This is a genomic window from Nocardioides sp. YR527, assembly GCF_900101045.1.
Classification (GTDB): Bacteria; Actinomycetota; Actinomycetes; order Propionibacteriales; family Nocardioidaceae; genus Nocardioides.
Genome location: NZ_FNFN01000003.1, coordinates 127,234 through 150,649, shown reverse-complemented (window position 1 = coordinate 150,649; position 23,416 = coordinate 127,234). Strand labels below are relative to the sequence as shown.

Below are 23,416 nucleotides of genomic sequence, written 5' to 3'. Positions count from 1 at the left end.
GCCCAGCGGCCGTCTACGATGTGGCCATGACACGCATCGCTGCGTTCTTCGACCTCGACAAGACGATCATCGCGAGGTCGAGCACGCTTGCGTTCTCCAAGCACTTCCAGGCCGGCGGCCTGATCACCCGTGCGGCCATGATCCGCTCGGCCTACACGCAGTTCGTCTACGTCGTCGGCGGTGCCGACCACGACCAGATGGAGAAGATGCGCAAGGCGCTCTCCGAGATGGTCACCGGATGGGACGTCGCGACCGTCAAGGAGATCGTCGCCGACACCCTCCACAACGTGGTCGACCCGCTCGTCTACGAGGAGGCCGTGCAGCTCATCGAGCAGCACCACGCACAGGGCCACGACGTCATCATCGTCTCCGCCTCCGGCACCGAGCTGGTCGAGCCGATCGGCGCGATGCTCGGCGCCGACCACGTGGTCGCCACCCAGATGGAGATCGAGGACGGCCGCTACACCGGCGAGATCGCGCTCTACGCCTACCGCGAGGAGAAGGCCCGCGCGGTCCAGCAGCTGGCCGAGCGCTTCGGCTACGACCTAGAGCAGTCGTACGCCTACTCCGACTCCGTCACCGACATCCCCATGCTGGAGGAGGTCGGGCACGCGTTCGCGGTCAATCCCGACAAGGACCTCCGCAAGGCGGCCAAGGAACGCGGCTGGGACATCCTGGTCTTCAACAAGCCGGTAGCGCTGCGCAGCCGGGTGCTGACCCCGTCCACGCCGACCCTGGCCGCGCTGGCCGTCGGGGGCGCCGTCGCGATCGCCGGCGGCGTCATCTGGGCGGGCACGAAGCGCCGTCGCCTCGGCGCCTGAGCCGATTCTGCAGAAGCGTCATCATCCTCCTCATCCTGCAGAATTTCCAGCCTTGAATCTGGTCGCCGATCAGCGTAGAAACAGAGGTGTAACAAGACGCACACGAGTGACAGGCACCCACGCGGCGATCCACCCATCTGATGGGGTGCTGTAGCCGGGGAGAAATCCCGACGCAGTGACCAGACCTTGCACGCTTGGTAACCAGAAACACTCGTGTCAGCGGTGGCACCCGGTGCTCACAACCCACCGGGTGCCACCTGCTTTTGCACCTTCTACTCGGCCGCGTCCAGGCGTAGCGGCGAGGCTTCGGCTCCGGCGGCGAACGCCTCGGCCGCGTAGAGCAGCCACGAGTGCGCCCCCGCCTGACCACCCTCGCGGAAGCCACGCAGGTTCGACTCGTAGGCGGCGCGCAGCGCCAGATGGCCGGCCTCCGGCACGACCAGCGACTTCTCGTCCACGCCGCGCGCGACCAGGATGAGCCGCTCTGCGGCACGCGCGACCAGACCGTTGTGGGACGCGAACGGAGCGGCAGTCGCCAGATCGGCGTGCACGAACGCCGCCACGACCAGCGCCGGCGCGGACGTCGGGGCGAGCAGCAGATCGGAGAGACGCCGCAACCGCTCGGCCGACTCGGCAGAGCGCGGACGGCCCAGCTCCTCAGCGTCCAGCGACCCCGCAGCCGCCAGCGCGTGCAGCCGCGCGAACGCCTGCAGCGGCGCGTTCTTCACCACCGGCACCAGCGAGAGAAGCTCGGTCGAGAGCCGCACCGCGTCCTGCGCGATCGCGTCCCCACCGGAGGCGCGGACCTCACCCAAGGACGACGAAGACCCTTCCAGCACGGCCGAGGCGTGCGCACCGCGCAGCAATGACTCGGCGGTGGTCTCCGGAGACGTACGCCGCAGTCCCCGGTCACGCAGCATCACGTCGATACCGTCACGAGCTGCGGCGAAGCCCGAGGCCACACCTTCGAGCGACACCAACCGGGCAAGCGGATCGTCCTTCACGCGTCAACCTTAAGCGCGCGTTACCCTGACCGAGATGACGGACCCAGCCAACCCCGATCCGGCGCGCTCCTTCGGTGGCGTGGCGGACAGCTATGACCGCGGGCGCCCGTCCTACCCGGTCGATGCGGTGAAGTGGCTGGTCGGCGAGGAGCCGTGCTCGGTCCTCGAGCTCGGGGCAGGCACCGGCAAGCTCACCGAGGTGCTGGTCGGCCTCGGCCACGACGTCTTCGCGACCGACCCGGACGACGCGATGCTCGACATCCTCTCCGAGAAGCTCCCGGACGTACGCGCCACCAGCGGCACCGCCGAGCAGATCCCGATCGGCGACAGCCTCTACGACGTGGTCGTCGTGGGCCAGGCGTTCCACTGGTTCGACCATGGCAAGGCGCTGGCGGAGATCGGGCGGGTGCTGCGTACGGACGGACGGCTCGCCGTGGTCCAGAACGAGCGTGACGAGCGGATCCCCTGGGTGCGCAAGCTGGGCAAGCTGATCGGCAAGCACGACGGCGGCTTCGACCCGACCCCGATCCTCGACGACTCCGGGCTCTTCTCCGCGGTCGAGGCCCAGGCCTTCCGGCACTGGCAGGTCGTCGACCGCCACTCCATCCAGGACCTGGTCCAGTCGCGCTCCAACATCGCCACCCTCGAGCCGGAGGCCCAGGAGCAGAAGCGGCGCGAGGTGCTGGCCTTCTACAACGGCTACGGCCGCGGCATGGACGGCATGCAGCTGCCCTACAACTGCCACGCCTGGCGTGCGCAGGTGCTCCCGCACGCGCAGATCAAGCACACCGTCGAGGTCGTCGAGACGGACGAGGAAGCGGAGCCGAAGGTGCCGCTGGCCAAGCGCACCGACACCGCCGTACGCCTGCCTCGCGTCATCACCGACCCCGAGAACGGCGACGACGACCTGCTCATCGACTTCCGGTGAGTCCCGCGATCAAAGCACTGTCCGCGGGCGCGTGGTGAGCGCGTCGCGCTGGGGATCGATCAGGTCGAAGCTCTGGATGACCCAGAAGATCGTGAAGCAGACCAGCAGCGAGACCTCGGTCGCCAGCAGCCAGTACGTCCAGCCGGTCAGGCCCAGCACGATGCCGGCCACCAGCAGCACGACCATCGCCACGACCAGCGCCCAGTAGGTCTTGTCCAGCCGCGTACGCGCCTTGTCGGCCTCTCGCGCGATCTTCCGCACGCCCCAGTCGGTGTTGAGCACGACCGCCAGAGCGAACGGCGTGAAGGTGAAGATCGCGGCCAGCCCGTGCGCCTTCGTCGCGAAGCTCTCCTGGTCGATCAGCAGCCAGCCCACCCCGACAACCCACGCCCCCGCGACGGAGACCAGGCCGACGGCACCCCAGCGCGAGGGCCAGGCCCCGGCGGCGGCGCGCTTGCGGAGCCCGAAGATCAGCACGACCACCCAGCCGATCGCCATCACCGCCAGATAGCTCCAGGCGTTGTTGACGATGGCTGCCTTGTCGATCTGCTGCCCGATCTCGGGCGTGGGCACGAAGCCGACCATCGGCGCCGAGAGCCCGGCGAGGTTGAGCGCGGTGTCCTCCGCGTCGGTGTAGCCCCGCAGCACCACCAGACACACGCCCAGCGAACACAGCACCGCGGTGAAGACCGGCCCCGCCGGGGTGTAGTAGTAGGACGAGATGGAGGTCTGCCACTCCCCGCTCGCGATCGTCTCGGCACCCACTGAGATCGCGAGTCCCGCGAGCAGACAGCACAGAGCGAAACGGACATAGCGGTACGTCGTCACCTCGGTCGTCATACACCTGAAGGTAGCGGGATCCAGCCACCCCTAGCGGCCCTATTCGGCAGCGCGTCCGAGACCCGCGCCAATCGTTCACGGAACAATGTCGGTGAACGCGTAGCGTGACGTACGCCACATCGGATAACGTAAATCGAGCCCGGATCCCCGCCGGTTTCGATAAATCCTCCGTCGCTCCCTACGATGCGCGCGTGAAGATGACGATCAAGTGAAATCCTTCGCCCCGAGCCGACGACGCCTTGGGATGCGCCCACGGACGCGTTAGCGTCCGGACGAAGCCGCATATCTCTGCCGTAGCCCCACCACCATCACCGCTCGGGCGATGCCTCCTGCGGAAAAAGTGAGGTCGACATGTCCACCGTGACGTATCTCGAGGACGGCCCGTCCGTCCTCTCCCTGTACGAAGGTTTCTTCGCCGGTGGAGCCCGGATCCTGCACACCGCAGTCGTCCGCGCGCTCGACGCCACCACGCCTCAGCGACACAGCGTGCTGAGCCTCAGCGACCGCGTACAGCGCGAGTTCACCGCCCAGCGGATCTCCTCCGACAACTCCTACCGCCGCCTGACCTCGGCCGGCGTGCCGGTGCGGGCGCTGAGACGTACGCCGACGGGCCCGATCACCACCAGCCAGCTCAGGCGCGTGGCGCAGTCGGTGGCGAAGGCCGACGTGGTGCTCTCCCTCAAGGAGCAGCCGCTCACGGTGCTGGGCAGGGTCGGCACCTCGGGCACCCCACTGATCACCGCGCTGCACCGCTCCGACCCGGAGCACCAGGGGGCAGGCGTACAGGAGCTCATCGACCTCGACCGCGCCGGACTGCTGACCGCGGCGGTGTGCTGCGCGGAGTCGACCCAGCGGGCCTACCACGAGGCGACCGGGATCCCCCTCGAACGACTTCCGGTCTTCCCGAACGGCGTGGACCTCCACAAGTTCCGCACCGATGCCGAGCTGCGGGCGAGCAAACGCGCCGAGCTCGGGGTGAGCGGCGAGGAACCGGTCGTGATGATCGCGGCCCGCTTCGACGAGATGAAGAACATCCCGCTCTTCGTCCGGGCCGCGCGCCGGTTCGTCCAGGAGCACCCCGACGCCCACCTCGTCATGTGCGGCGCCGGGATGACCTCGGACAACCCGGCCTTCGCCGAGCTCATCACCGAGGAGCTCGGCGCGTGGCCGGCGCTGGAGACCAACCTCCACGCCCTCGGGATCCAGAGCCAGATGGCTCCGCTCTACAACGCCGCCGACCTGATCACGCTCACCTCGGCGTTCGGCGAGGCCGCCCCGCTGTGCCTGCTCGAGGGGATGGCCTGCGGCGCGGTCCCGGTGACCACGCCGGTCGGCGACGCTCCGGCGATGGTCGGCGACATCCGCCTGGTCTCGAGCTTCGACCCGGCCGAGATGGCCGAGTCCTGGAAGGCCGCCTTCGCCCAGCGCGAGGAGCACTTCGAGCGCATCTTCCGCAACCGGCAGCGCCTCTCCGAGCAGCGGCTCTTCGATGCGTACGCCCGGCTCATCAAGGACTCCGCCGACGCAGCCGTCATCCCGCTCGCGGTCTGAGCTCACCACTGTTGGTCGAGCCCGGCGAGCGCCAGCGAGCCGGTGTCGAGACCAACACGGCCCCCGAGCGCGGGCGGGACCGTGTTGGTCTCGACACGCCTCCGCCTAGCGGCTCCGGCGGCTCGACCAGCGTGGCGAGTCAGTAGAGGCGTACGTCGTAGGCGTTGACGGCCTCGCGGACGGGCTGGAAGAAGGTGGTGCCGCCCGATTCGCAGTCACCGGAGCCGCCCGAGGTGATCCCGAGTGCCGTCGAGCCGGCGTAGAGGGGGCCTCCGGAGTCGCCCGACTCGGCACAGATGTCGGTCTGGATCATGCCGCGGACGGTGCCTGAATCGCGGTAGCGGACCGAGACGTCGAGCGCCTCGACCCGGCCGGAGTGCACGCCGGTGGACGAGCCGTCGCGGGTGACCCGCTGGCCGACGCGGGCATCACCGACGGAGTAGCCGCCCTGGTGGGTCAGCGAGGTGTTGTCGTAACGCACCAGCGCGTAGTCGTTACCCGGGAAGCTCGACTTCACCGTCGGCCCGATCCGGGTGGTCCGGCCGGAGTTGGTGTACCACGTCCCCACCTCTTCGGCGCAGTGGCCGGCGGTGAGGAAGTAGTGGGTGCCGCCGCTGCGTACGTTGAAGCCGACCGAACACCGGAAGCCCGACCCGTAGATCGCGTCGCCGGCGCCGAGGAACGGCTTGAACTCGCCTTTGGCACGCTTGATGGTGACCGCGTCGGCAGCGGCGCCGACGGTCTCGGTCAACCTGCTCAGCGCGGACGCGGGGACGGTGGAGTCCGCGGTCACGACCACCTTTCCGGTGGCCTCGTCGGTGTACCAGGCGATGCCCGACAGCGCGGATCTGTTGACCGCGGCGTCGACGGCTGCGTAGGCGGCGGCCAACCTCTTGGCGCCCACCCCGGTCTCCGCGGTCTCCGCGGGCTCGGCGACCGCCGGCATGGCCATGGCGGTAGCCGCCAGCCCTAGACCGACCGCTGCTGCGAGCAGACGGCTGCGTGACCTGGTGAACCTCATGCGTTCCTCCTGGGACGACCCAGGCGCCCGCCCCGGTAGCGCGCGCCACGTGCACGACCACCGCGATGTGCCCGAACACGATCACTGTGAGTATGTCGTTGTCGACACCCCAACGGCCAGTCGTCGGCAAAAAACTTTCGCAGTTCGACCAAAATTCGTACGCCGCGGAGCAAAGTGGCTCAAACCACCTCGCCCCGCGGCGTACCTGTGATTGATCAGTAGATGGTGGCGCCGTACACGCTGAGCGCCTCGGTCACCGGCTGGAAGAAGGTCGTTCCACCGGAGCTGCAGTTGCCGCTGCCGCCGGAGGTCAGACCCAGCGCGGTCGAACCGGAGTAGAGAGCGCCGCCGGAGTCACCGGGCTCGGCGCACACGTTGGTCTGGATCAGGCCGCTGACGGTGCCCTCGGCGTAGCGGACGCTGGCGTTGACCGCCGTCACCGTGCCGGTGTGGACACCGGTGGTCGAGCCGTCGCGGGTGACGCTCTGACCGACCCGAGCGGTGCCCGCGGTGAAGCCACCGGACTTCGAGATGGTCGAGTTGTAACGGACGATGCCGTAGTCGTTGCCCGGGAAGCTGGAGCCCGCGGTCGAGCCGAGCAGCGTGCTCTGCGACGAGTTGGCGTACCAGGTCGAGACGTCGTTGGTGCAGTGGCCCGCGGTCAGGAAGTAGTCGGCTCCGCCGACCTTGACGTTGAAGCCGAGCGAGCAGCGGTACCCGCCGCCGTAGATGGCGTCACCGGCACCGATGAGCGGGGTGAACTCGCCCTTGGTGTGCTTGACCGTGACCGCCTGGTCGCCCTGGCTGGTCTTCTCGGCCGCGGCCTCCTTGACCTCGGCGATCTCGGCCTTGGAGACGGTCTCGTCGACGGTGACCACGACCTTGTTGGTGGCCGGGTCGGTGTACCACGACGAGCCGACCGGGGCGGACTCGGCGACGGCCGACTTGACCGACGCGACCTCGGCCTTGCTGAACTCGGCGTCCGCGGCGGCTGCCGGGACGGCGACGGCGGCGGAGGCCGCGAGACCCACACCCGCGGCGAGCGCGGCGATCGTGCGGGGACGGAAGGTGGTGCGTTCGAACCTCATACGTCTCCTCCTGGGGGAAAGGCCCACGTGTTGCGGGCTTCCGCCCCCGAAACCACGGGTTTCGCTGTTTACCGGGGGCAGGTAACTGAGTTTCGTGTTCTTTCCCTTGCCTCGCACCACATTCGATTCCCCAAGAATCTGCATTGCAAAGACTCGTTCATCGAATCCTTGCAATGCAGCAACACGCGATCCCGCAGGGTTTTCGGCGCCGCGCCGACAGCAGAGGATTGGGTAAGCATTGCCAACTTGTAGGTGCCCGGGTCCCGGGCCGCGTACGGTGGGTATCCGTGTTCATCTCGCTGCCCGAGCGGGGAATCGGGCGGGATTTCGTCCGTCTTCCACACCTTCGGCGTGGCGACCGTTGATAGATGGTAGACAAACCCCATGCCGTATCCGCCGCCCCCAGGCTCCCCCGGTTCGGGCGCGCCTGACGAGGAGCCGCAGAAGCAGCCTGCCCCTTTCGACTACAACGAGCGCCTGATCGGGCTCTCCGAGGAGATGGGCGGCAACCGACCGGCGTTCAACGCCCGCAAGGAGCGAGCCGGCCAGGGTGGGCCGCTGCGCCAGGTCCTGACCATCGCCGTCTCCCTTGCGCTCGTCGTCGTGTGCGGGGTGGTCGTCTACGCCCTCTTCACCCGCGGCGACGACGCTGCCACGATCGCCGGAGCACCGACCGCCAGCGACACGGCCTCGGCCGGCAGGACACCGAGCGGGTCGGCGAGCCAGGGCGGCGGAAGCGCCGACGTCAGCGGTGAGTCCAGCGGCAAGCCCGACTGGCCCGAGACCAGCTCCCCGGCCGACCCCGGCGACGGCGCCACCACCTCGCGTTCGACCATCGGCCCCGAACACCTCGCCAAGGCCGACGTCCCTCGCCCCTGGGAGTTCACCTACGGCGACGTCACCCTGAAGGCCCGCTACCTGAGCGGCAAGGACTACTCCGGCTGCAAGGCGATGCTCAAGCCCGCGATCCGCACCCTCGGCTGCGACTACGCCGTGCGGGTCTCGTACAAGGCTCAGCGGGGCAACCTGCGGATGACGCACTTCATCTACGACTTCAGCACCGTCGAGGCCGCCGGCGAGGCCGCCAAGAAGATCGAGCCGCGGCACGTGATCCCGCCCGCGGAAGCCTCCCTGCCCGACTACACCCAGGGCTGGTTCAAGGTGAAGGACTACGGGAAGTACGTCGTCTACACCATGGTCACGGCCAGCGACGCCATCACCGAGGCCCAGGGCAAGGAGTACACCTCCTACGGCAACACCGACCTCGGCGCGGAGATCCTCTTCCGGATGTGAGCCCGGCTCACGGAGTCGCCTAGGGCGTGGCTTCTTCCGTGGGCGACGGCTCCGCCGAGACGCCGCCACCCTCGTTCGGCTGTGCCGACGGCGAGGTGCTCGACCCGGTCGAGGCCGACGGCTCGGCGCTCGGCGTGTCCGTCTCCTCCGTCGTTGCCGTCTCGGACGGCTCGGCCGACTCCGAGGGCTCGGCGCTCGCGGACTCCTCGGGAGTCGCGGTGGCGCCCGGCGACGGGTCCTCGCCCTTCTTCTCGTCGCGCTTGTCGGAACCGCCACCGGTCACCCGGGAGATCGTCGTGCTGCTGTCGCCATCGCCCACGATCGCGCTGACACTGCGCCCGGCCAGCAGCTCGAAGATCGTGATCGCGGCGACCACGACCACGAACATCGCCAGCGAGAGCAGGGCGATCCGCTTCCAGGGCAGCACCTTGAGGCGCTCGCGCCACGACGACATCGGCTCCGCGTCGCCGCCCTCGGCCGCACCGGTCGCACCGGCCACCTCGGGCGCCTCGGCCACGGAGTCCGAAGCCGGATCGGACACAGGATCCGAGCCGGCCCGTGCGCCGGCGAGCCCAGCAGACCGCCACCGGGCCAGGGCATGGACGCTGACCACCTTCTCGTGGCTCTTCGCGAGCCACTGGGAGTAGAGGTTGGTGCCGATCGTCGCCGCGACGCTGCCGAGTGCCGCGCCGACGAGGGTGCCGACGGCACCGAGCGTGGAGAGCAGCACCGCCGATGTGACGGCAGCAAGGGCACCCGCGGTGGTCGCGAGCCAGTCGATGCGGGCCGGTTTCGTTCCTCGGGTGTCGCTGGAGGGCGGGGTGTCGCTCATTGGGCCCAGATTAACTCGCGAACCGACGCTACCGGCACCAACTTGACGGAGATCACCCCTGGCTCAGGTCACGCTCCAGAGCCGCTGCGCCGGACATCAGGGTGGCGACGACGCTCGGCAGGGACTCCTTGTCGTAGCGGACGCTGGGCATCGAGATCGACATCCCGGCGACGACGTCGCCCGCGGAACCACGGACCGGGACTCCGACCGCGACCACGCCACGCTCGGAGCGGCCGTCGTTGAAGGCGAAGCCGTTGCGGCGTACGCGCTCGAGCTCGGTACGCAGCGCCTCGACGTCCGGGCGGTCGGCCAGGTGGTCGGCGTACCTCTCCCGGGAGTAGATCGAGGCGAGCTCGTCCTCGGAGATCTGGGCCAGGAGCAGGAGGCCGGCGGTGGTGCGGTGGGCGGGGAAGACCATGCCCTCGCGGGAGCCGACCTTGAGCGACTGGGGCGACTCGACCGAGGCGATGAAGCGGCAGGTGTCACCGGCGCGCACGGCGACGTTGGCGGACTCGCCGAGCAGGTCGACCAGGCGCTGCAGATGCGGCATCGCCACCTGGCGGAGCCGAGACGCGGTCGAGCGGGAGTGGGCGGCCAGCTCCAGCACGGGTCCGGCCCGGTAGACCTTGTCCTCGTCCTGGACCGCGAAGTCGCGGTAGACCAGCATCGCCAGCAGCCGGTGGGCGGTGGAGCGGGCCACGTCGAGCCGAGCCGCTGCCTCCGAAACGGTCAAGCGGCCTTCGAGCTGAAGGATCGCCGCCAGCTTGAGCGCGTGGTCGACGCTGGTGATCGCATACGGGGGCCGTGTCTTGAGCGGCTTGTCCATCCCACCTCTTCCTGATCACACCAAACCAAGCACCTATCGCTCGGCTCCGCAGGAGATTGACCGAGCCAGTCGTTCTTTAGGGCAGAATTATTGGTTCTTTCACGCCTGGAACCAGCACGCTGTGACCATGAACACCACGCCCGCGCCCACCACATCCGCCTCGCCGGTGAGGCTGAAGGCAGTCGAGGCCGAGGACCAGCCCGCCGTCTCGCCCGCGCTCGAAGCCCTCTATCGCGGCTTCGAGCAGGAGCTCCTGGTCCCGCTGTGGACCGAGATCGGCGACCTGATGCCTGCCCACCCGCGCAGCCGCGCCGTCCCCCACCTGTGGAAGTGGGAGAACCTCCTCCGCCTGGCCGGGCAGGCCGGCGAGATCGTGCCCGTCGGCCGCGGCGGCGAGCGCCGCGCGATCGCGCTGGCCAACCCGTCCCTCGGTGGCCGCCCGTTCGCGACACCGACGCTGTGGGCCGCGATCCAGTACCTCATGCCCGGCGAGGACGCTCCCGAGCACCGCCACACCCAGCACGCCTTCCGCTTCGTCGTCGAGGGCTCGGGCGTGTGGACGGTCGTCGGCGGGGATGCGGTGCCGATGAACCGCGGCGACTTCCTCCCCCAGGCCGGCTGGAACATGCACGCCCACCACAACGCGACCTCCGAGCCGATGGCCTGGATCGACGGCCTCGACATCCCGTTCCAGTACGCCACCGAGTCCCAGTTCTTCGAGTTCGGCCGCGACGAGATCTCCGAGACCGAGCGGACCACGCCCGACCTCTCCCGCTCCGAGCGGCTGTGGGGCCACCCCGGCCTCTCCCCCGTCGCGGTCGCGCACACCGCCCCCGGCAGCCCGCTGCTCTCGTACAAGTGGGAGTTCACCGACCGGGCCCTCGCCGACCAGCTCGCGCTCGAGAAGGAGGGCTACGGCGGCACCGTCGAGCCCGGCCACGCGGCGGTCCGCTACACCAACCCGGCCACCGGCGGGGACGTACTGCCGACGATGCGCGCCGAGTTCCACCGCATCACCGCCGGTGCCCAGACCGCGCCCGTGCGCGAGACCGGGTCCAGCGTCTACCAGGTCTTCGACGGCTCCGGCGTCGTCACCGTGGGTACGAAGTCCTGGACCGTGTCCCGCGGCGACCTGTTCGTGGTTCCCTCGTGGGAGCCGTTCTCGGCCAGATCCGAGGCGGGCGCGTCGGACTCGGACTCCGGCGCACTCGACCTGTTCCGCTTCTCCGACGCACCCGTCTTCGAAGCACTCCAGCTCAACCGCACCCAGAAGGACTCCTGATGCCCAAGTTCGCCACCATCCGCACCGCAGACGGCACCCGCGGGGTCCGGCTCGACGGCGATCAGCTCGTCGACCTCGGCTACCCCGACCTGGGCGCGTACCTGGCCGCTGGTTCGCCCGACCTGCCTGGCGGCTCGGTGACCTACCCGGTCGAGGCGGCCGACTTCGCGCCGGTCGTCCTGCAGCCCAGCAAGGTCGTCTGCGTGGGGCTCAACTACCGCAGCCACATCGAGGAGATGGGCCGTGACCTGCCCGAGTACCCGGTGCTGTTCGCGAAGTTCGCCGACACGCTGACCGGCGCGAACGACCCGGTGACCAAGCCGGCCGAGACCGAGCAGCTCGACTGGGAGTGCGAGCTGACCATCGTGATCGGCTCGACCGTGCGCCATGCGGACGAGGAGCAGGCCGTCGCCGCGATCGCCGGCTTCACCGCCGCCAACGACTACTCGGTCCGCGACTGGCAGTTCCGCACCCGCGAGTGGCTGCAGGGCAAGATGTGGGAGGCCACCACGCCGGTCGGCCCCTACGTCGTCACCCCCGACGAGCTGCCCGGCGGCGTACGCCCGGAGCTGGCCACGCGGCTGACCGTCGACGGCGTCGAGAAGCAGAGCGCGAACACCTCCGACCTGCTCTTCGACCCGGTCGCCCTGGTGCGGTACGTCTCCACGATCACCACGCTCCGCCCCGGCGACCTGATCCTCACCGGCACCAACGGCGGGGTCGGGCACGCCCGCTCGCCGCAGGAGTTCCTGTGGGGCGGCGAGACCGTCGAGATCACCGTCGAGGGGATCGGCACCCTCACCAACACGATCGCGAAGGGCTGATCGCGATGTCCGTCCTGATCGGCACCACCCCGACGCGTACGTTCGACGACGCCCGCCGCTGGGTCGCGGAGGGCACCGCCCTGCTGACCGGCGGCGTCGACGGCCTCTCCGTCGCCGATTTCGACGCCGACTCGCTGCTGCCGGGCTGGACCCGCAAGCACCTGGTCGGCCACGTCGCCGCCAACGCCGACGCCCTCGGCAACCTCCTCTCCTGGGCGGAGACCGGGGTCGAGAAGCGGATGTACGCCTCCCCCGAGCAGCGCAACGCCGACATCGAGGCGGCCGCGACCCGTCCGGCCGAGGAGCTCCGCGCCTGGTATCTCCGCGGCCTCGGGGAGCTCGAGGCGGCGATGAACCGGCTGAGCCCCGAGCAGTGGGACCACGAGGTGATCACCGCGCAGCTGGTCACCCGCAAGGCGAGCGACGTCCCCTGGATGCGCGCTCGCGAGGTCTTCGTCCACGCCGTCGACCTCGGCGTCGGGATCACCTTCGCGGACCTGCCCGACGACTTCCTGCTCGCCCTCGCCGGCGAGATCCGCGCGAAACGGGGCCTGACCGACGACGACCTGCGCGGTGTCACGGGCCCGCTGCCCGAGGTCGCCGCCTGGCTCGCCGGGCGGCCGCACGGCCTCGTCGACGCACCGGAGCTGGGACCATGGCTGTGACGCGCTCATCGGCCGAGGCGACCGACGTGATCATCGTCGGCGGCGGCATCGGCGGGCTCTCCGCGGCGTACTCCCTGGCCCGTCAGGGGCTGCGGGTCCGGGTGCTGGAGCAGGCGTCCGCCTTCGGCGAGGTCGGCGCCGGCATCCAGCTCGCGCCCAACTGCACGCGCATCCTCGACGACTACGGGCTCCTGGAGGAGGCCCGGTCGCTCGGTGTCGTCCCGGAGGCGATGGTGATGCGGGACGCCGTCTCCGGCGAGGAGCTGACCCGGCTCGACCTGCGCGACATGGAGGAGCGCTACGGCTACCCCTACCTGGTGATCCACCGCTCCGACCTGCACGCGATGTTCCTGCGGGCGGCCTCGCAGGCGGGCGTCGAGCTGGTCACGAACGCCAAGATCGTCGACTACACGGCCGGCTCGGACGAGGCGACCGTCCACCTCGAGGACGGCTCGACCCAGACCGCGCCGTTCGTGATCGCGGCCGACGGCCTGCACTCCCCCGCCCGCTACAAGTTCGTCGGCGACCAGCCGGTCTCCTCGGCGTACGTCGCCTATCGCGGCACCATGCCGACCGGCTCCGGGCGCGGGGCCGAGGTCGACCTCGCCGAGGTCGTCGTGCACATCGGCCCGGACTGCCACTTCGTCCACTACGGCCTGCGCGGTGGTGAGCTGCTCAACCAGGTCGCCGTCTTCGAGTCGCCCAAGGCGCTCGCGGGCGAGGAGGCCTGGGGCACGCCCGACGAGCTCGACGCCGCCTTCGCCGCCACCACCCCGTTCATCCAGGACGGCCTGGCGCACATGTGGCGCGACAAGTGGTGGCGGATGTACGACCGAGACCCGATCGACCAGTGGGTCCACGGCCGCGTCGCGCTGCTGGGCGACTCGGCGCATCCCCCGCTGCAGTACATCGCCCAGGGCGCCATCATGGCCATCGAGGACGGCTGGGTGCTCGGTGAGCACGTCCGGCGCCTGCGCACCGAGGACGGCTCGGTCGACTGGGACCGTGCGCTCGCCGCCTACCAGGCCGTACGTCCCGAGCACTGCCGGCGCGTCGTCGAGACCTCCCGCGCGTGGGGTGTGCTCTGGCACCTCGACGGGCGTCCTCGCGAGCAGCGCAACGCGCTCCTCCGGGCACGGGAGACCGGCGACTACTCGATGATCGACTGGCTCTACGCCACGACCGCGCTGTGGCCGGAGGACGAGCCCGAGATGTTCCGGCCGATCCCGCTCGGGACCGCGGACGCATCCCTGGTCTGAGCCCGGCCCGGGCCTGGTCCGAGGTCAGCGCCAGGCGCCGAGCTTGTCCGGGTTGAGCATGATCCAGACGTCGGTGACCCGGCCGCCGACGACCCGCAGGTTGGCGACCCCGCGGTTCGCACCGTCCTCGACGAGCGTGAACCCGAGGCCGTCGGCGGTGGGTTCGGTGCTGATCGTCCAGGTCGGGTGCTTCCCGAGCACGCCGAGCAGGAACCGGCCGACCCGCTCCGGTCCGCTGATCGGGTTGCGGGCCGCGCTGACCCGGCCACCACCGTCGGAGCGGAGGACGACCGACGGGTCCAGCAGCGTCACCAGCCGGCCGAGGTCGCCACCCGCAGTCGCCGAGACGAAGGCGCGGACGACGTCGTCGTGCTCGGGCAGCGGGGCGACGTCGGCGCGCTGCTCGGCGACCCGGCGTCGCGCCGAGGCGGCGAGCTGCCGCACCGCGGCCGGGGAGCGACCGACCACTGCGGCGATGTCGCCGAACGGGACGGCGAAGATGTCGTGGAGCACGAACGCGACCCGCTCGGCCGGGGTCATCGCGTCGAGCACCACCAGCAGGGCCGTGCTCACCGTGTCGTCCAGGGTCGCCCGGTCCGCGGGATCCTCGGGCGCCCCCAGGAAGCCCGGGCGGACCGGCTCGGGCAGCCACGGACCGACGTACCTCTCCCGGCGCGAGCGCGCCGACTTGAGCACGTCGAGGCAGACCCGGCTGGTGACCCGGCTCAGCCACCCGGAGGGGTTGTCGATCGTCGCCCGCTCCTCGTCGGAGAGGCGGTACCACCGCAGGTAGGTCTCCTGGACCGCATCCTCGGCCTCCTCGACCGTGCCGAGCAGGCGGTAGGCGAGCGCGATCAGGCGGCGGCGCTCGACCATCACCTCACCCAGGTCGTCCATGTCAGGCATCGTGGCACCTTTCTCCGGCACATTCTCTGGCCCTCGCTCACTGTGACGAGGCAGACAGCGCGAATGTGAGGTGGCGACCTCACATTCGAGTCCGCCACCTCGTCAACCTGCTGAGTGCCCGCGCTGTGGCGGGCCGGACCCGAAGGACCCCGATGCTCGCCAACGTCAACGTCACCAAGCTCTTCCCCGCCGCGTACAAGGCGCAGATGGCCGTCGAGGAGGCGGTCGAGGAGGCCATCACCGTCGCCGGTATCGACCGGCTCGCCGTCGACCTCGTCAAGCTCCGCGCCTCCCAGATCAACGGCTGCGCCTTCTGCCTGCGGATGCACACCCAGGACGCCCTCAAGAACGGTGAGACCACCGACCGCCTCGCCGTCGTCGCGGCCTGGTGGGAGTCGCAGTACTTCACCCCCGAGGAGCAGGCCGCCCTCACCATCGCCGAGCAGATCACCCGCATCGGCGACCTGCACACCGCCCCCGCCCCCAAGGTCGACGTCGAGAGCATCCTCGACGCCAAGCAGATCGCCGCGCTCACCTGGGTCGCGATCGCGATCAACACCTGGAACCGGATCGCCATCTCGAGCCACTACCCCGTCGCCCCCTGATCGAGCAGGCGCGTACGAGATAGTTCGGGACGTTTCCGCCTATTACCTGCGGGTAGATGGACGGGAACGTCCCGGACTACTTTTCGGGCCTACCGATTGCTGTCGCGGCCGACGTGAGGGGCGGAGTCGGGCGCTCACCCGTTGGCGCATCGCAGAAAGTAGCAGCGGCGGTTGGGACGTACGAGAGAATCTTGGAACTACGTGGGAACGCTTCTCCCACGGGATTCTTTACTCGGGCAGGGGACTCAGGGGAACGATGACGACACCGACACCACCTCCTCCACCGGAGGGGTACGGCGCGATGCCTCCGGCGCCGAACCTCGGCACTCGGCCCGGTTGGCCGGCGAACGAAAATTCGTTCGGCCCCGGAGAACCGCCGCCGGAGAAGCCGCACAACCCGTGGCCCATCGTGATTGGGCTCGGTGCGATCGCCGGGGTGCTGGTGATCGGCGTGATCATCACCGCCGCCATCGTCCTGCTCAGCGGCGAGGAGGACCCGACCGGCAAGCCCGGGCCGTTGACGGTGACGGCCACGCCGAGCACGTCGGCGACCGCACCCGCCCCGGGAGGGCTGGCCGCCGACCTGTTCGAGGGTGACTGGAGGTTCAAGCTCGGCGACGTGAGCATGAACGCGACGTACGTGGCCGCCCAGGACTATCCGGACTGCGGGCCGATCGCGTCGGCGGCCCTGGAGAAGAAGGGCTGCCGCTACGCCGCGATGGGGATCCACGACGCCGAGGGCGGCAAGCTGCGGATGCTCCGGGTGATCTACGTCTTCGACAGCGAGGCAGAGGCGACGGAGGCCGCGGAGTCGGTCGAGGAGACCGACATCGACCTGCCCACCGGCAGCCTCGTCGCGGACGACGTGATCGGGAAATGGGTCGCCAAGGACTCCGGCAAGGCGGTCGTCGTCGGCTTCGTGACCGCACAGAAGGGCGTCTCGGAGGAGACCGTCGACGACTACCTCCACTACGGCACCGCCGACATCGCCGGCGCCCTGATCTTCATGGACCTGTAGACGCCGGAGTTCACCCGAGGGTTCCCGAGTATTCGAAAGCGTTTGGTTCGGCGCACACGACCGACTCATACCGTCGGTAGGCGTGTCCCCCACTGCCTCGGACCGTCTCGCCAGGCTCGACCACCGATGGCGGGCCGTCGTGCCCGCGGTCGCGCTGTGCGGCGTCATCGCCGCCACCTTGAGCTTCCTCGTCCCGACGACCGCCTCAGCCGGCCCGACCATCAAGGTCGCCCAGGCCGCACCGGTGCAACCCGGTTTCCAGCGCTTCGCCTGGCTCAACGCCTGGGCCGACCACCACACCGCGCCCGGAGGCGCTGCCGCCGGGCGGCTCGACGGCGTGCCGCGGATGCGGATCGTGGTGGGTCACCTGCGGCGTACGGTCATCGACTTCGGCGTGCTCGTCGAGGTGGAGGCGCCGCAGCGGGAGGCCTTCGAGTCGTTCGGCCGGGAGTACGCGCTGGTCTCCACACCCGACGCCACCGACGACGCGGTCTTCTACCGCCGCTCGGTGTTCCGGCTGGTCAGCAAGGACACGGTCACCATGTACTACCGCCACGGAGCCCGCGTCACCGCACCTGTGGTGGTGCTGGAGGAGCGTTCCTCGGGACAGCGCGTCGGGGTCCTGCCCGTGCACTTCCCGGCGACCCTCCCCTCCGCGCCCAGGCAGAAGAAGTGGCGCGACGTGAACGCCCGGATCGTCAAGGACGCGGTCGCGCGCGCCGAGGTGCCGATGGTCGTGGCCGGTGACTTCAACCAGCGCAACGACATCCTGTGCGACCTGACCTCACCCGGGACCGGTCTGGTGAGTCCGCTCGCGACGCACGAGAAGTGCGCAACCGCCCGCCGAGCGCCGATCGACCAGGCCTTCCTCAGCCCGTCTCTGCGGCCCGACCGCTACCGGGTCTACTCCGGCCCGTCGGCCCGCCGGGCCACCGACCACGGCGCGTTCTACCAGGTCAGGGTCCGTCTCTCCGGAATCGCCTGAGCCCTCAGAAGTACGTCCGGACCAGGTCGGTCACGGTGTAGTCGAGATCGACGACCGGGATCAGGCGCCACTTGTCGAACGCGGTGCACGGGTGCGAGATCCCGAAGCTGACCAGGTCGCCCGGCCGCAGTCCGGCATCCGTGCGCAGGAAGGCGTGCTGGTCGGCCAGCTTCTCGACGGTGCCCTCGAGCGGCTCCGCGCCGTGGAAGCCGTCGCGCCGGACCGCGAGCGCGACGGGAAGGCCGTGATCGTACGGCGCGTCCCGCCGGCCCATGCCGACGATGACCAGCCCCTCCTCGGGGGCCGAGATCACCTGGGCCCACACCTCGATGGCGGGGTCCAGGGTGCCCGCGATGCGGCCGTAGGGCGTTTCGTCGGCGTAGAGGCCGTGGTCGTGGGAGACGTACGCACCGCTGCGCAGCACCCGGCGAGGCGTCATCTCGTCCGGCCAGCCCGCTGACCAGCGCTCGGCGAGGACGTCGAAGAAGGCGCTGCCGCCTGCGGAGACGATGGCGTCGGCGGCGACCAGGCCCTTGGTGAAGAGGGTCGAGGCGAGCTCCTTGAGACGGTCGAAGTAGTCACCGACCTCCTCCGCCGTGTCCAGCCCGCCCTCGTAGCCGGCCACCCCCGCCAGGAGCACGCCCGGCGTGGCGTCGACCAGCCGCGCGAGCTCGACGGCCTCCTCGACGGAGCGACAGCCCGTGCGCCCGCCCGGGAAGCCCAGATCGATCAGCACGGCCATCGGCCGGTCCTCGACGCCGACCAGTGCCGATGCCTCGGCCGCCGCCTCGACACCCTCGACCGAGTCGACCCAGTGCAGGTGGAGGAACTCGGGGTCGGCCGCGCGCTCGGAGGCCACCCAGCTCAGAGCGCTGTGGTCGAGGATCTCGTTGGCGACCATGACCCGGCGTACGCCGGCATGGCGAGCGACCAGGGCCTGGCTGGGCGAGGCGACGGTGATCGCCCACGCGCCGGCGTCCAGCTGCCGCTGGTAGAGCGAGGGCGCCATCGTGGTCTTGCCGTGCGGGGCGAACAGCAGGCCGTGCTCCTCCGCGAAGCCCGCGAGGGTCGCGATGTTGTGCTCCAGCGCGCTCTGCTTGAGCACCATCACCGGCCAGGTGAACGAGCCGTCGAAGAGGTTGCGGCCGGAGGCTGCGTACGTGGTGAGATCGACGGCTTCCCCCGGTTCCCAGAAGCCCTTGTCCGCCCAAGTCACATGATCGTCCATCGAGACAGAACCTACCGACGGCCCAGCTGTCAGACATCGAGTTTTCGAGAAACCGTGGAAATCCCCGGGCAGGTATCGGCGTCGCTTATCGTGACGCCATGGCCAACCGTGCAGCTCAGAGGGCGATGACTCGCCAGCTCCTGCTGGACGCGGCGATGGATCGGTTCGTCGCGAGCGGCTATGCGGCCACGACGATCGACGAGATCGCCTCGGCGGCAGGCACCACCCGGGTGACGTTCTACGCCTACTTCCCCTCGAAGTCCGACGTCATCAAGGCCTTGATCGCCGAGCGCCTCGAGGACGAGCTGGTCCAGCTCCGCGCCCCACGGGACAGCTCGCTCGGCGGCCTCGCCGACGCGGTGGCGGCCGGCACCAGCGAGCAGCTCGGTGCCTGGATCCGGCAGGCCATGGTCCGGTGGCCGGAGGTGCGTCCGATCGTCACGATCGCCCGGGCCGCCCAGGCCGTCGATCCCGATCTCACCCGCATCGTCGATGCCTGGACGGACGAGACGATCGAGGACGTCAGCACGGGTCTGGACAAGGCGGACAGGTTCGACGCCGACAGCCGGCGGCTGCGGGGCGCCCTGGCGGTCGGCCAGCTCGACTACCTCTTCCAGCGCTGGGCCGACGGGTTCTGGGGTGTCGAGCACGACCGCATGTGCGAGCTGGTCACCGAGAGCTGGGTCATGCTGCTGGGCGACCCGGCCTGACCCAGCAGTTCACAGGAACGTCTGGCTCTCGCCCCGATAGGTCGGCGCGACCGTGATGATCGAGTCGCCCTCGATCAGCTGGAGCGCGTCGAGCCGCTCGCAGACCTCACCCGCCTTCGCGTGCCGGAACCAGACCTTGTCGCCGATCGCGAGCTCGTCGGCGGCATGCCCGCGCAGCGGCGTCTGGACCTCCCCGGCGCCTTCGGTGCCGACGTACTCCAGCCCGAAGGGGTAGGTCGGGCTCGGGACGCGGTCGAGTCCGGGCGGGCCCGACGCGATCCAGCCGCCACCGGCGACGGTGACGATGCCGGGCGCGGGGCGGCGGACGACGCTCAGCCCGAAGTACGCCGCGGGGTGGGGCGTGAAGCCGTCGTAGCGGTCGAAGAGGGTCGGGCCGTAGAGGCCGGACCCGGCCGCGATCTCGGTCACCGAGGGGTCGGCATGGGTGGACTCGATCGAACCGGTGCCACCGCCGTTGACGAACTCGAGGTCGGTCAGCGAGCGTACGGCGGCGACGATCTTCCCGCGGCGCTCGGTGATCTCGGCGATGGAGGCCTTCTTCATCCTCCTGATGACGGCCGCGGGCGGGTTACCGCCGAGCGGCCGGTCGACGGTGCCGGCGACCTGGCCCTCGTAGGCCATCAACCCGACCAGCTGGAAGTCCGGGTCCTCGGCGACGATCCGGGCGAGAGCGACGGCGTCCTCGGGGGTGCGGACCGGGGAGCGGCGGGCGCCGAGCCAGATCCGGCGCGCGATGACCAGCGCAGCGTCGAGGTCGATGGCCACGCGTACGGGGGCGGCGGGCGTGCCGATCGCGGACTTGACCAGCGACAACCCCTCGGCGCTGTCGATCATCAGGGTGACCCGGGCGAGCTTCTCCTCGTCCTTCGCGAGAGCGGCGAGCGCGGCTCGGTCGACGGTCGGGTAGCCGACCACGACGTCGTAGTGCGTCTCGGCCAGCCACAACGCCTCGAACAGCGTGAAGGCCAGGATCCCCTCGTATCCCTCGCGGGCGAGCACCCGGTCGATCAGCGCCCGGCAGCGTACGGACTTGCTGGCAACCCGGATCGGGGTGCCGGCCGCACGGCGCACGAGATCGTCGGCGTTGGCGTCGAACGCCGCGAGGTCCACGGCCCCGACGGGTCCGTCGAGGCAGGCGGTCGCCCGGTCGAGCCGTTCGTGCTGCTGGGCGGAGAGATGGTGGGAAGTCGTGACCACGACGCAAGTGTCTATGCCCAGCGAGGCACTCACGTCAACGCCAGGTGACCAACCGTTCCGACGTATGGCTCGGGCATCAGGCGCGGTCGTGAAGCGTGACGTGGTAGCCGTCGGGGTCGGCGAAGGTGAACGTCCGACCGAAAGGGCCGTCGATCGGCGCGGCGACGACGGTGTGACAGTCGGCGACGAGAGCGTCGTGGATCGCCTGTACATCGGTGGCGTGGAGCCAGATCGCAACCCCGACGCCGGGCTGTGCGACGGACGCGAGGTCGGTGCCCGGGATGACCTCGCGGATCGCGAACGCGATGGGCTTCGTCTCGAAGACGACAGCATGCGGTGGCCCGGATGGCGAGCGGACCAGGCCGAGATAGTGCTCGTAGAACGCTTGCGAGGCGTCGAGGTCGCGCGCTTGGAGCGAGATGAAGTCTGGGCCGGTCGCGGGCATGGATACTCCTCTATCGGTGTGTCAGTTTTCTGACACACCTGACGGTATGTCAGGATACTGACATGAGTCAAGACGGTGCCGGCGTCGACCTCGAGACGTCCCTGGGCTATCTGCTGAAAGAGGCGTCGAGTGCCCTGCGAGCAGCCATGGAGGGAGTGCTGCGCCCGCTCGGGATGAGCGTGACGCACTACTCCTGCCTCGAACTGCTGGCTCAACGGCCGGGTCTGTCCAACTCCGAGCTCGCGAGGGGCGCATTCGTGACCCGGCAGTCGATGAACGTGCTTCTCCAGGCCCTGGAGCGGGACGGCTACGTGACCAGGGCAACGGAGGCGCCCGTCGGGAAGGCCCTTCCCACCCGCCTCACCCCCAGCGGCCGGCGGAGTCTCGAGAGAGCGTCGGCGGCGGTTCGGTCGGTCGAGGTCAGGATGCTTTCCGGCATGACCGAGTCCGAGCAGTCCGACGCCTTCCGGAGCCTGCGGAGCATGATCCACTCCCTGCGCGGCGGCAACGACGGCGCCTAGATCGCCCCCGGCACACCGGTTCACATGAACGGAACAGAACCAACCGTTGACCGGACGCGACCGACCCGACACCCTTGCCGCGTGAGCGAGTGGCAGAACTGGGCAGGGAATCAGCAGGCGGGAGCGGTCGAGGTCGTCGTGCCTCGCGACGAGGCAGAGCTCTCGGCGGTCGTCGCGGCCGCGCGGGAGGCCGGACGGAGGATCAAGCCGATCGGCGCGGGACACTCGTTCACCGCGATCGGGTCGCCCGTCGACGTCCAGGTCAGCCTGGACCGTCTGTCCGGGATCGTCCGGGCCGACTCGACCACCGGGCTGGTGACGGTGCGTGGTGGCACCCGGCTCAAGGTCCTCAACCGTGCGCTCGAGTCGCTCGGCCTGTCGATGACCAACCTCGGTGACATCGAGGAGCAGTCGATCTCCGGGGCGATCTCGACCGGCACCCACGGCACCGGAGCGCGCTTCGGCGGCCTGGCGACCCAGGTACGCGGCCTGCGGCTGCTCCTCGCCGACGGCTCCGTGGTCTCGTGCTCGGCATCGGAGAACCCGGAGATCTTCGACCTCGCCCGCGTGGGGCTCGGCGCCCTCGGGATCATCGTCGAGGTCACGCTCCAGACCGAACCGCTCTTCGCGCTGCGCGCGCGGGAGGGCAACGGGGAGCTCGCCGAGGTGATGGCCGCCTTCGACTCGCACGCGTCGGAGACCGACCACTTCGAGTTCTACTGGTTCCCGCACACCACCCGGGTCCTGAGCAAGCACAACACCCGGCTGCCGCTGCCGGAGACTCCGCTGGCGCCGGTGGGCCGGGTCCGCGGGTGGTTCGACGACGAGCTCCTCTCCAACACCGCGTTCGGAGCGACCGTCGGGCTCGGCCTCCGGGTTCCCGGCCTGGTGAAGCCGCTGGCCCGCTTCGCCGCCTCCGCCCTCTCGCCACGCGAGTTCACCGACATCTCCTACCGCGTCTTCACCTCGCAGCGGAAGGTGCGGTTCGTGGAGAGCGAGTACGCCGTCCCGCGTGCCGTCGGCATGGAGGTCCTCGCCGAGCTACAGCGTGCGGTCGAGGCCTCGTCGTGGAACATCTCCTTCCCGGTCGAGGTCCGGGTCGCGGGCGCCGACGACATCCCGCTGTCGACGGGGTTCGAGCGCGAGAACGTCTACATCGCCATCCACACCGCGCCGTCCTCGCCGTGGCGCGAGGAGTACTTCGCGACCTTCGAGCGCATCACCGGCGAGGCCGGAGGGCGTCCGCACTGGGGCAAGATGCACACCCTCACCGCCGCTGAGCTGGGTGAACGCTATCCGCGGTTCGGCGACTTCGTCACGCTTCGCGACAAGCTCGACCCGTCCCGCACCTTCGGCAACCCCTACCTCGAGCAGGTCCTCGGCTCCTGACCAAACCCGCCGACTCGGCGCAACTGTCCCGCCCAGAGATGCCGAGTCGGCGCAACTTCACCAAAACCCTCGCCGAGTCGGCGCGTTATGACGCGCCGACTCGGCGAGGGTTTTGGTCAGGATGCGCCGACTCGGCTTCATCTGCGCGTCTCCCGGG

24 protein-coding genes are annotated in these 23,416 nt (G+C 69.9%); 14 read left to right on the top strand and 10 right to left on the bottom strand.

The features are described 5' to 3' along the window. The first annotated feature begins 26 nt into the window (after nucleotides 1-26). The gene (locus BLT25_RS09315; protein ID WP_091044727.1) at nucleotides 27-821 is read left to right on the top strand and encodes an HAD family hydrolase; all 795 of its coding nucleotides are present in this window, start codon (nucleotides 27-29) and stop codon (nucleotides 819-821) included. Between the two features lie 272 nt (nucleotides 822-1,093). Here BLT25_RS09315 and BLT25_RS09310 read toward each other — a convergent pair whose 3' ends face one another. Continuing rightward, on the bottom strand, nucleotides 1,094-1,825 hold the full coding sequence (locus BLT25_RS09310; RefSeq protein ID WP_091044725.1) for a Fic family protein: 732 nt from the start codon (nucleotides 1,823-1,825) through the stop codon (nucleotides 1,094-1,096). 34 nt (nucleotides 1,826-1,859) lie between these two features. Here BLT25_RS09310 and BLT25_RS09305 point away from each other — a divergent pair, with 34 nt between their 5' ends. Continuing rightward, a complete protein-coding gene (locus tag BLT25_RS09305) occupies nucleotides 1,860-2,753 on the top strand; it encodes a class I SAM-dependent methyltransferase (protein ID WP_256328522.1) in 894 nt (297 codons plus the stop codon). Between the two features lie 9 nt (nucleotides 2,754-2,762). On the opposite strand, the gene BLT25_RS09300 is transcribed toward BLT25_RS09305, so the two are convergent. Beyond that, nucleotides 2,763-3,593, bottom strand: a complete 831-nt coding sequence (locus tag BLT25_RS09300; RefSeq protein ID WP_091044722.1) for a hypothetical protein — start codon at nucleotides 3,591-3,593, stop codon at nucleotides 2,763-2,765. 351 nt (nucleotides 3,594-3,944) lie between these two features. Between BLT25_RS09300 and BLT25_RS09295 the strand changes: the two genes are divergently transcribed. Continuing rightward, nucleotides 3,945-5,144: a glycosyltransferase gene (locus BLT25_RS09295; protein ID WP_091044720.1), complete on the top strand. Its 1,200-nt coding sequence runs from the start codon at nucleotides 3,945-3,947 to the stop codon at nucleotides 5,142-5,144. 139 nt (nucleotides 5,145-5,283) lie between these two features. Here the strand turns inward: BLT25_RS09295 and BLT25_RS09290 are convergent, their stop codons facing one another. Beyond that, nucleotides 5,284-6,165: a S1 family peptidase gene (locus BLT25_RS09290; RefSeq protein WP_091044717.1), complete on the bottom strand. Its 882-nt coding sequence runs from the start codon at nucleotides 6,163-6,165 to the stop codon at nucleotides 5,284-5,286. 215 nt (nucleotides 6,166-6,380) lie between these two features. Further along, the gene (locus BLT25_RS09285) at nucleotides 6,381-7,253 is read right to left on the bottom strand and encodes a S1 family peptidase (protein WP_091044714.1); all 873 of its coding nucleotides are present in this window, start codon (nucleotides 7,251-7,253) and stop codon (nucleotides 6,381-6,383) included. Nucleotides 7,254-7,637: 384 nt separating this feature from the next. Here BLT25_RS09285 and BLT25_RS09280 point away from each other — a divergent pair, with 384 nt between their 5' ends. Beyond that, nucleotides 7,638-8,546, top strand: coding sequence for a hypothetical protein (locus BLT25_RS09280; RefSeq protein WP_091044711.1), 909 nt, complete (start codon nucleotides 7,638-7,640; stop codon nucleotides 8,544-8,546). Between the two features lie 19 nt (nucleotides 8,547-8,565). On the opposite strand, the gene BLT25_RS09275 is transcribed toward BLT25_RS09280, so the two are convergent. Both BLT25_RS09275 and BLT25_RS09270 read right to left on the bottom strand, forming a co-directional pair. Beyond that, a complete protein-coding gene (locus tag BLT25_RS09275; protein ID WP_091044708.1) occupies nucleotides 8,566-9,378 on the bottom strand; it encodes a hypothetical protein in 813 nt (270 codons plus the stop codon). A 52-nt stretch (nucleotides 9,379-9,430) separates the two neighbouring features. Then, complete coding sequence (locus BLT25_RS09270) at nucleotides 9,431-10,204, bottom strand: IclR family transcriptional regulator (RefSeq protein WP_091044706.1); 774 nt, start codon at nucleotides 10,202-10,204, stop codon at nucleotides 9,431-9,433. 127 nt (nucleotides 10,205-10,331) lie between these two features. Here BLT25_RS09270 and BLT25_RS09265 point away from each other — a divergent pair, with 127 nt between their 5' ends. The 4 genes from BLT25_RS09265 to BLT25_RS09250 are packed head-to-tail and all read left to right on the top strand — an operon-like array spanning nucleotide 10,332 to nucleotide 14,234. Then, entirely contained in the window at nucleotides 10,332-11,486 is a 1,155-nt protein-coding gene (locus BLT25_RS09265; protein WP_091046193.1) for a cupin domain-containing protein, read from the top strand. Then, complete coding sequence (locus tag BLT25_RS09260; RefSeq protein ID WP_091044703.1) at nucleotides 11,486-12,310, top strand: fumarylacetoacetate hydrolase family protein; 825 nt, start codon at nucleotides 11,486-11,488, stop codon at nucleotides 12,308-12,310. The genes BLT25_RS09265 and BLT25_RS09260 overlap by 1 nt, the downstream gene beginning before the upstream one ends. 5 nt (nucleotides 12,311-12,315) lie before the next feature. Next, entirely contained in the window at nucleotides 12,316-12,975 is a 660-nt protein-coding gene (locus tag BLT25_RS09255) for a maleylpyruvate isomerase family mycothiol-dependent enzyme (RefSeq protein WP_091044700.1), read from the top strand. Then, nucleotides 12,966-14,234, top strand: coding sequence for an FAD-dependent oxidoreductase (locus BLT25_RS09250; protein WP_218131289.1), 1,269 nt, complete (start codon nucleotides 12,966-12,968; stop codon nucleotides 14,232-14,234). Before BLT25_RS09255 ends, BLT25_RS09250 begins: the two co-directional genes overlap by 10 nt. Nucleotides 14,235-14,258: 24 nt before the next feature. On the opposite strand, the gene sigJ is transcribed toward BLT25_RS09250, so the two are convergent. Beyond that, nucleotides 14,259-15,140, bottom strand: coding sequence for an RNA polymerase sigma factor SigJ (gene sigJ / locus BLT25_RS09245; protein ID WP_091044697.1), 882 nt, complete (start codon nucleotides 15,138-15,140; stop codon nucleotides 14,259-14,261). A gap of 152 nt (nucleotides 15,141-15,292) precedes the next feature. Here sigJ and BLT25_RS09240 point away from each other — a divergent pair, with 152 nt between their 5' ends. From BLT25_RS09240 to BLT25_RS09230, 3 genes are all read left to right on the top strand, one after another. Further along, complete coding sequence (locus BLT25_RS09240) at nucleotides 15,293-15,745, top strand: carboxymuconolactone decarboxylase family protein (protein ID WP_091044694.1); 453 nt, start codon at nucleotides 15,293-15,295, stop codon at nucleotides 15,743-15,745. Nucleotides 15,746-16,154: 409 nt separating this feature from the next. Continuing rightward, nucleotides 16,155-16,763: a hypothetical protein gene (locus BLT25_RS09235; RefSeq protein ID WP_091044692.1), complete on the top strand. Its 609-nt coding sequence runs from the start codon at nucleotides 16,155-16,157 to the stop codon at nucleotides 16,761-16,763. A gap of 82 nt (nucleotides 16,764-16,845) precedes the next feature. Beyond that, entirely contained in the window at nucleotides 16,846-17,748 is a 903-nt protein-coding gene (locus BLT25_RS09230; RefSeq protein ID WP_091044689.1) for an endonuclease/exonuclease/phosphatase family protein, read from the top strand. 4 nt (nucleotides 17,749-17,752) lie between these two features. On the opposite strand, the gene BLT25_RS09225 is transcribed toward BLT25_RS09230, so the two are convergent. Beyond that, nucleotides 17,753-18,976 carry an alanine racemase gene (locus BLT25_RS09225; RefSeq protein ID WP_091044687.1) on the bottom strand — a complete coding sequence of 408 codons (1,224 nt, stop codon included), beginning with the start codon at nucleotides 18,974-18,976 and terminating at the stop codon, nucleotides 17,753-17,755. A gap of 98 nt (nucleotides 18,977-19,074) precedes the next feature. On the opposite strand from BLT25_RS09225, the gene BLT25_RS09220 reads away from it, so the two are divergent. Further along, entirely contained in the window at nucleotides 19,075-19,686 is a 612-nt protein-coding gene (locus BLT25_RS09220) for a TetR/AcrR family transcriptional regulator (protein WP_091044685.1), read from the top strand. Nucleotides 19,687-19,695: 9 nt separating this feature from the next. Here BLT25_RS09220 and BLT25_RS09215 read toward each other — a convergent pair whose 3' ends face one another. Next, nucleotides 19,696-20,904: an amino acid deaminase/aldolase gene (locus BLT25_RS09215; RefSeq protein WP_091044682.1), complete on the bottom strand. Its 1,209-nt coding sequence runs from the start codon at nucleotides 20,902-20,904 to the stop codon at nucleotides 19,696-19,698. Between the two features lie 76 nt (nucleotides 20,905-20,980). Continuing rightward, on the bottom strand, nucleotides 20,981-21,349 hold the full coding sequence (locus BLT25_RS09210) for a VOC family protein (protein WP_091044680.1): 369 nt from the start codon (nucleotides 21,347-21,349) through the stop codon (nucleotides 20,981-20,983). 62 nt (nucleotides 21,350-21,411) lie between these two features. Here BLT25_RS09210 and BLT25_RS09205 point away from each other — a divergent pair, with 62 nt between their 5' ends. Together BLT25_RS09205 and BLT25_RS09200 are read left to right on the top strand one after the other, a co-directional pair. Then, nucleotides 21,412-21,870 carry a MarR family winged helix-turn-helix transcriptional regulator gene (locus BLT25_RS09205; RefSeq protein ID WP_091044678.1) on the top strand — a complete coding sequence of 153 codons (459 nt, stop codon included), beginning with the start codon at nucleotides 21,412-21,414 and terminating at the stop codon, nucleotides 21,868-21,870. Between the two features lie 81 nt (nucleotides 21,871-21,951). Continuing rightward, complete coding sequence (locus tag BLT25_RS09200) at nucleotides 21,952-23,259, top strand: D-arabinono-1,4-lactone oxidase (RefSeq protein WP_091044675.1); 1,308 nt, start codon at nucleotides 21,952-21,954, stop codon at nucleotides 23,257-23,259. Nucleotides 23,260-23,416 lie beyond the last annotated feature (157 nt).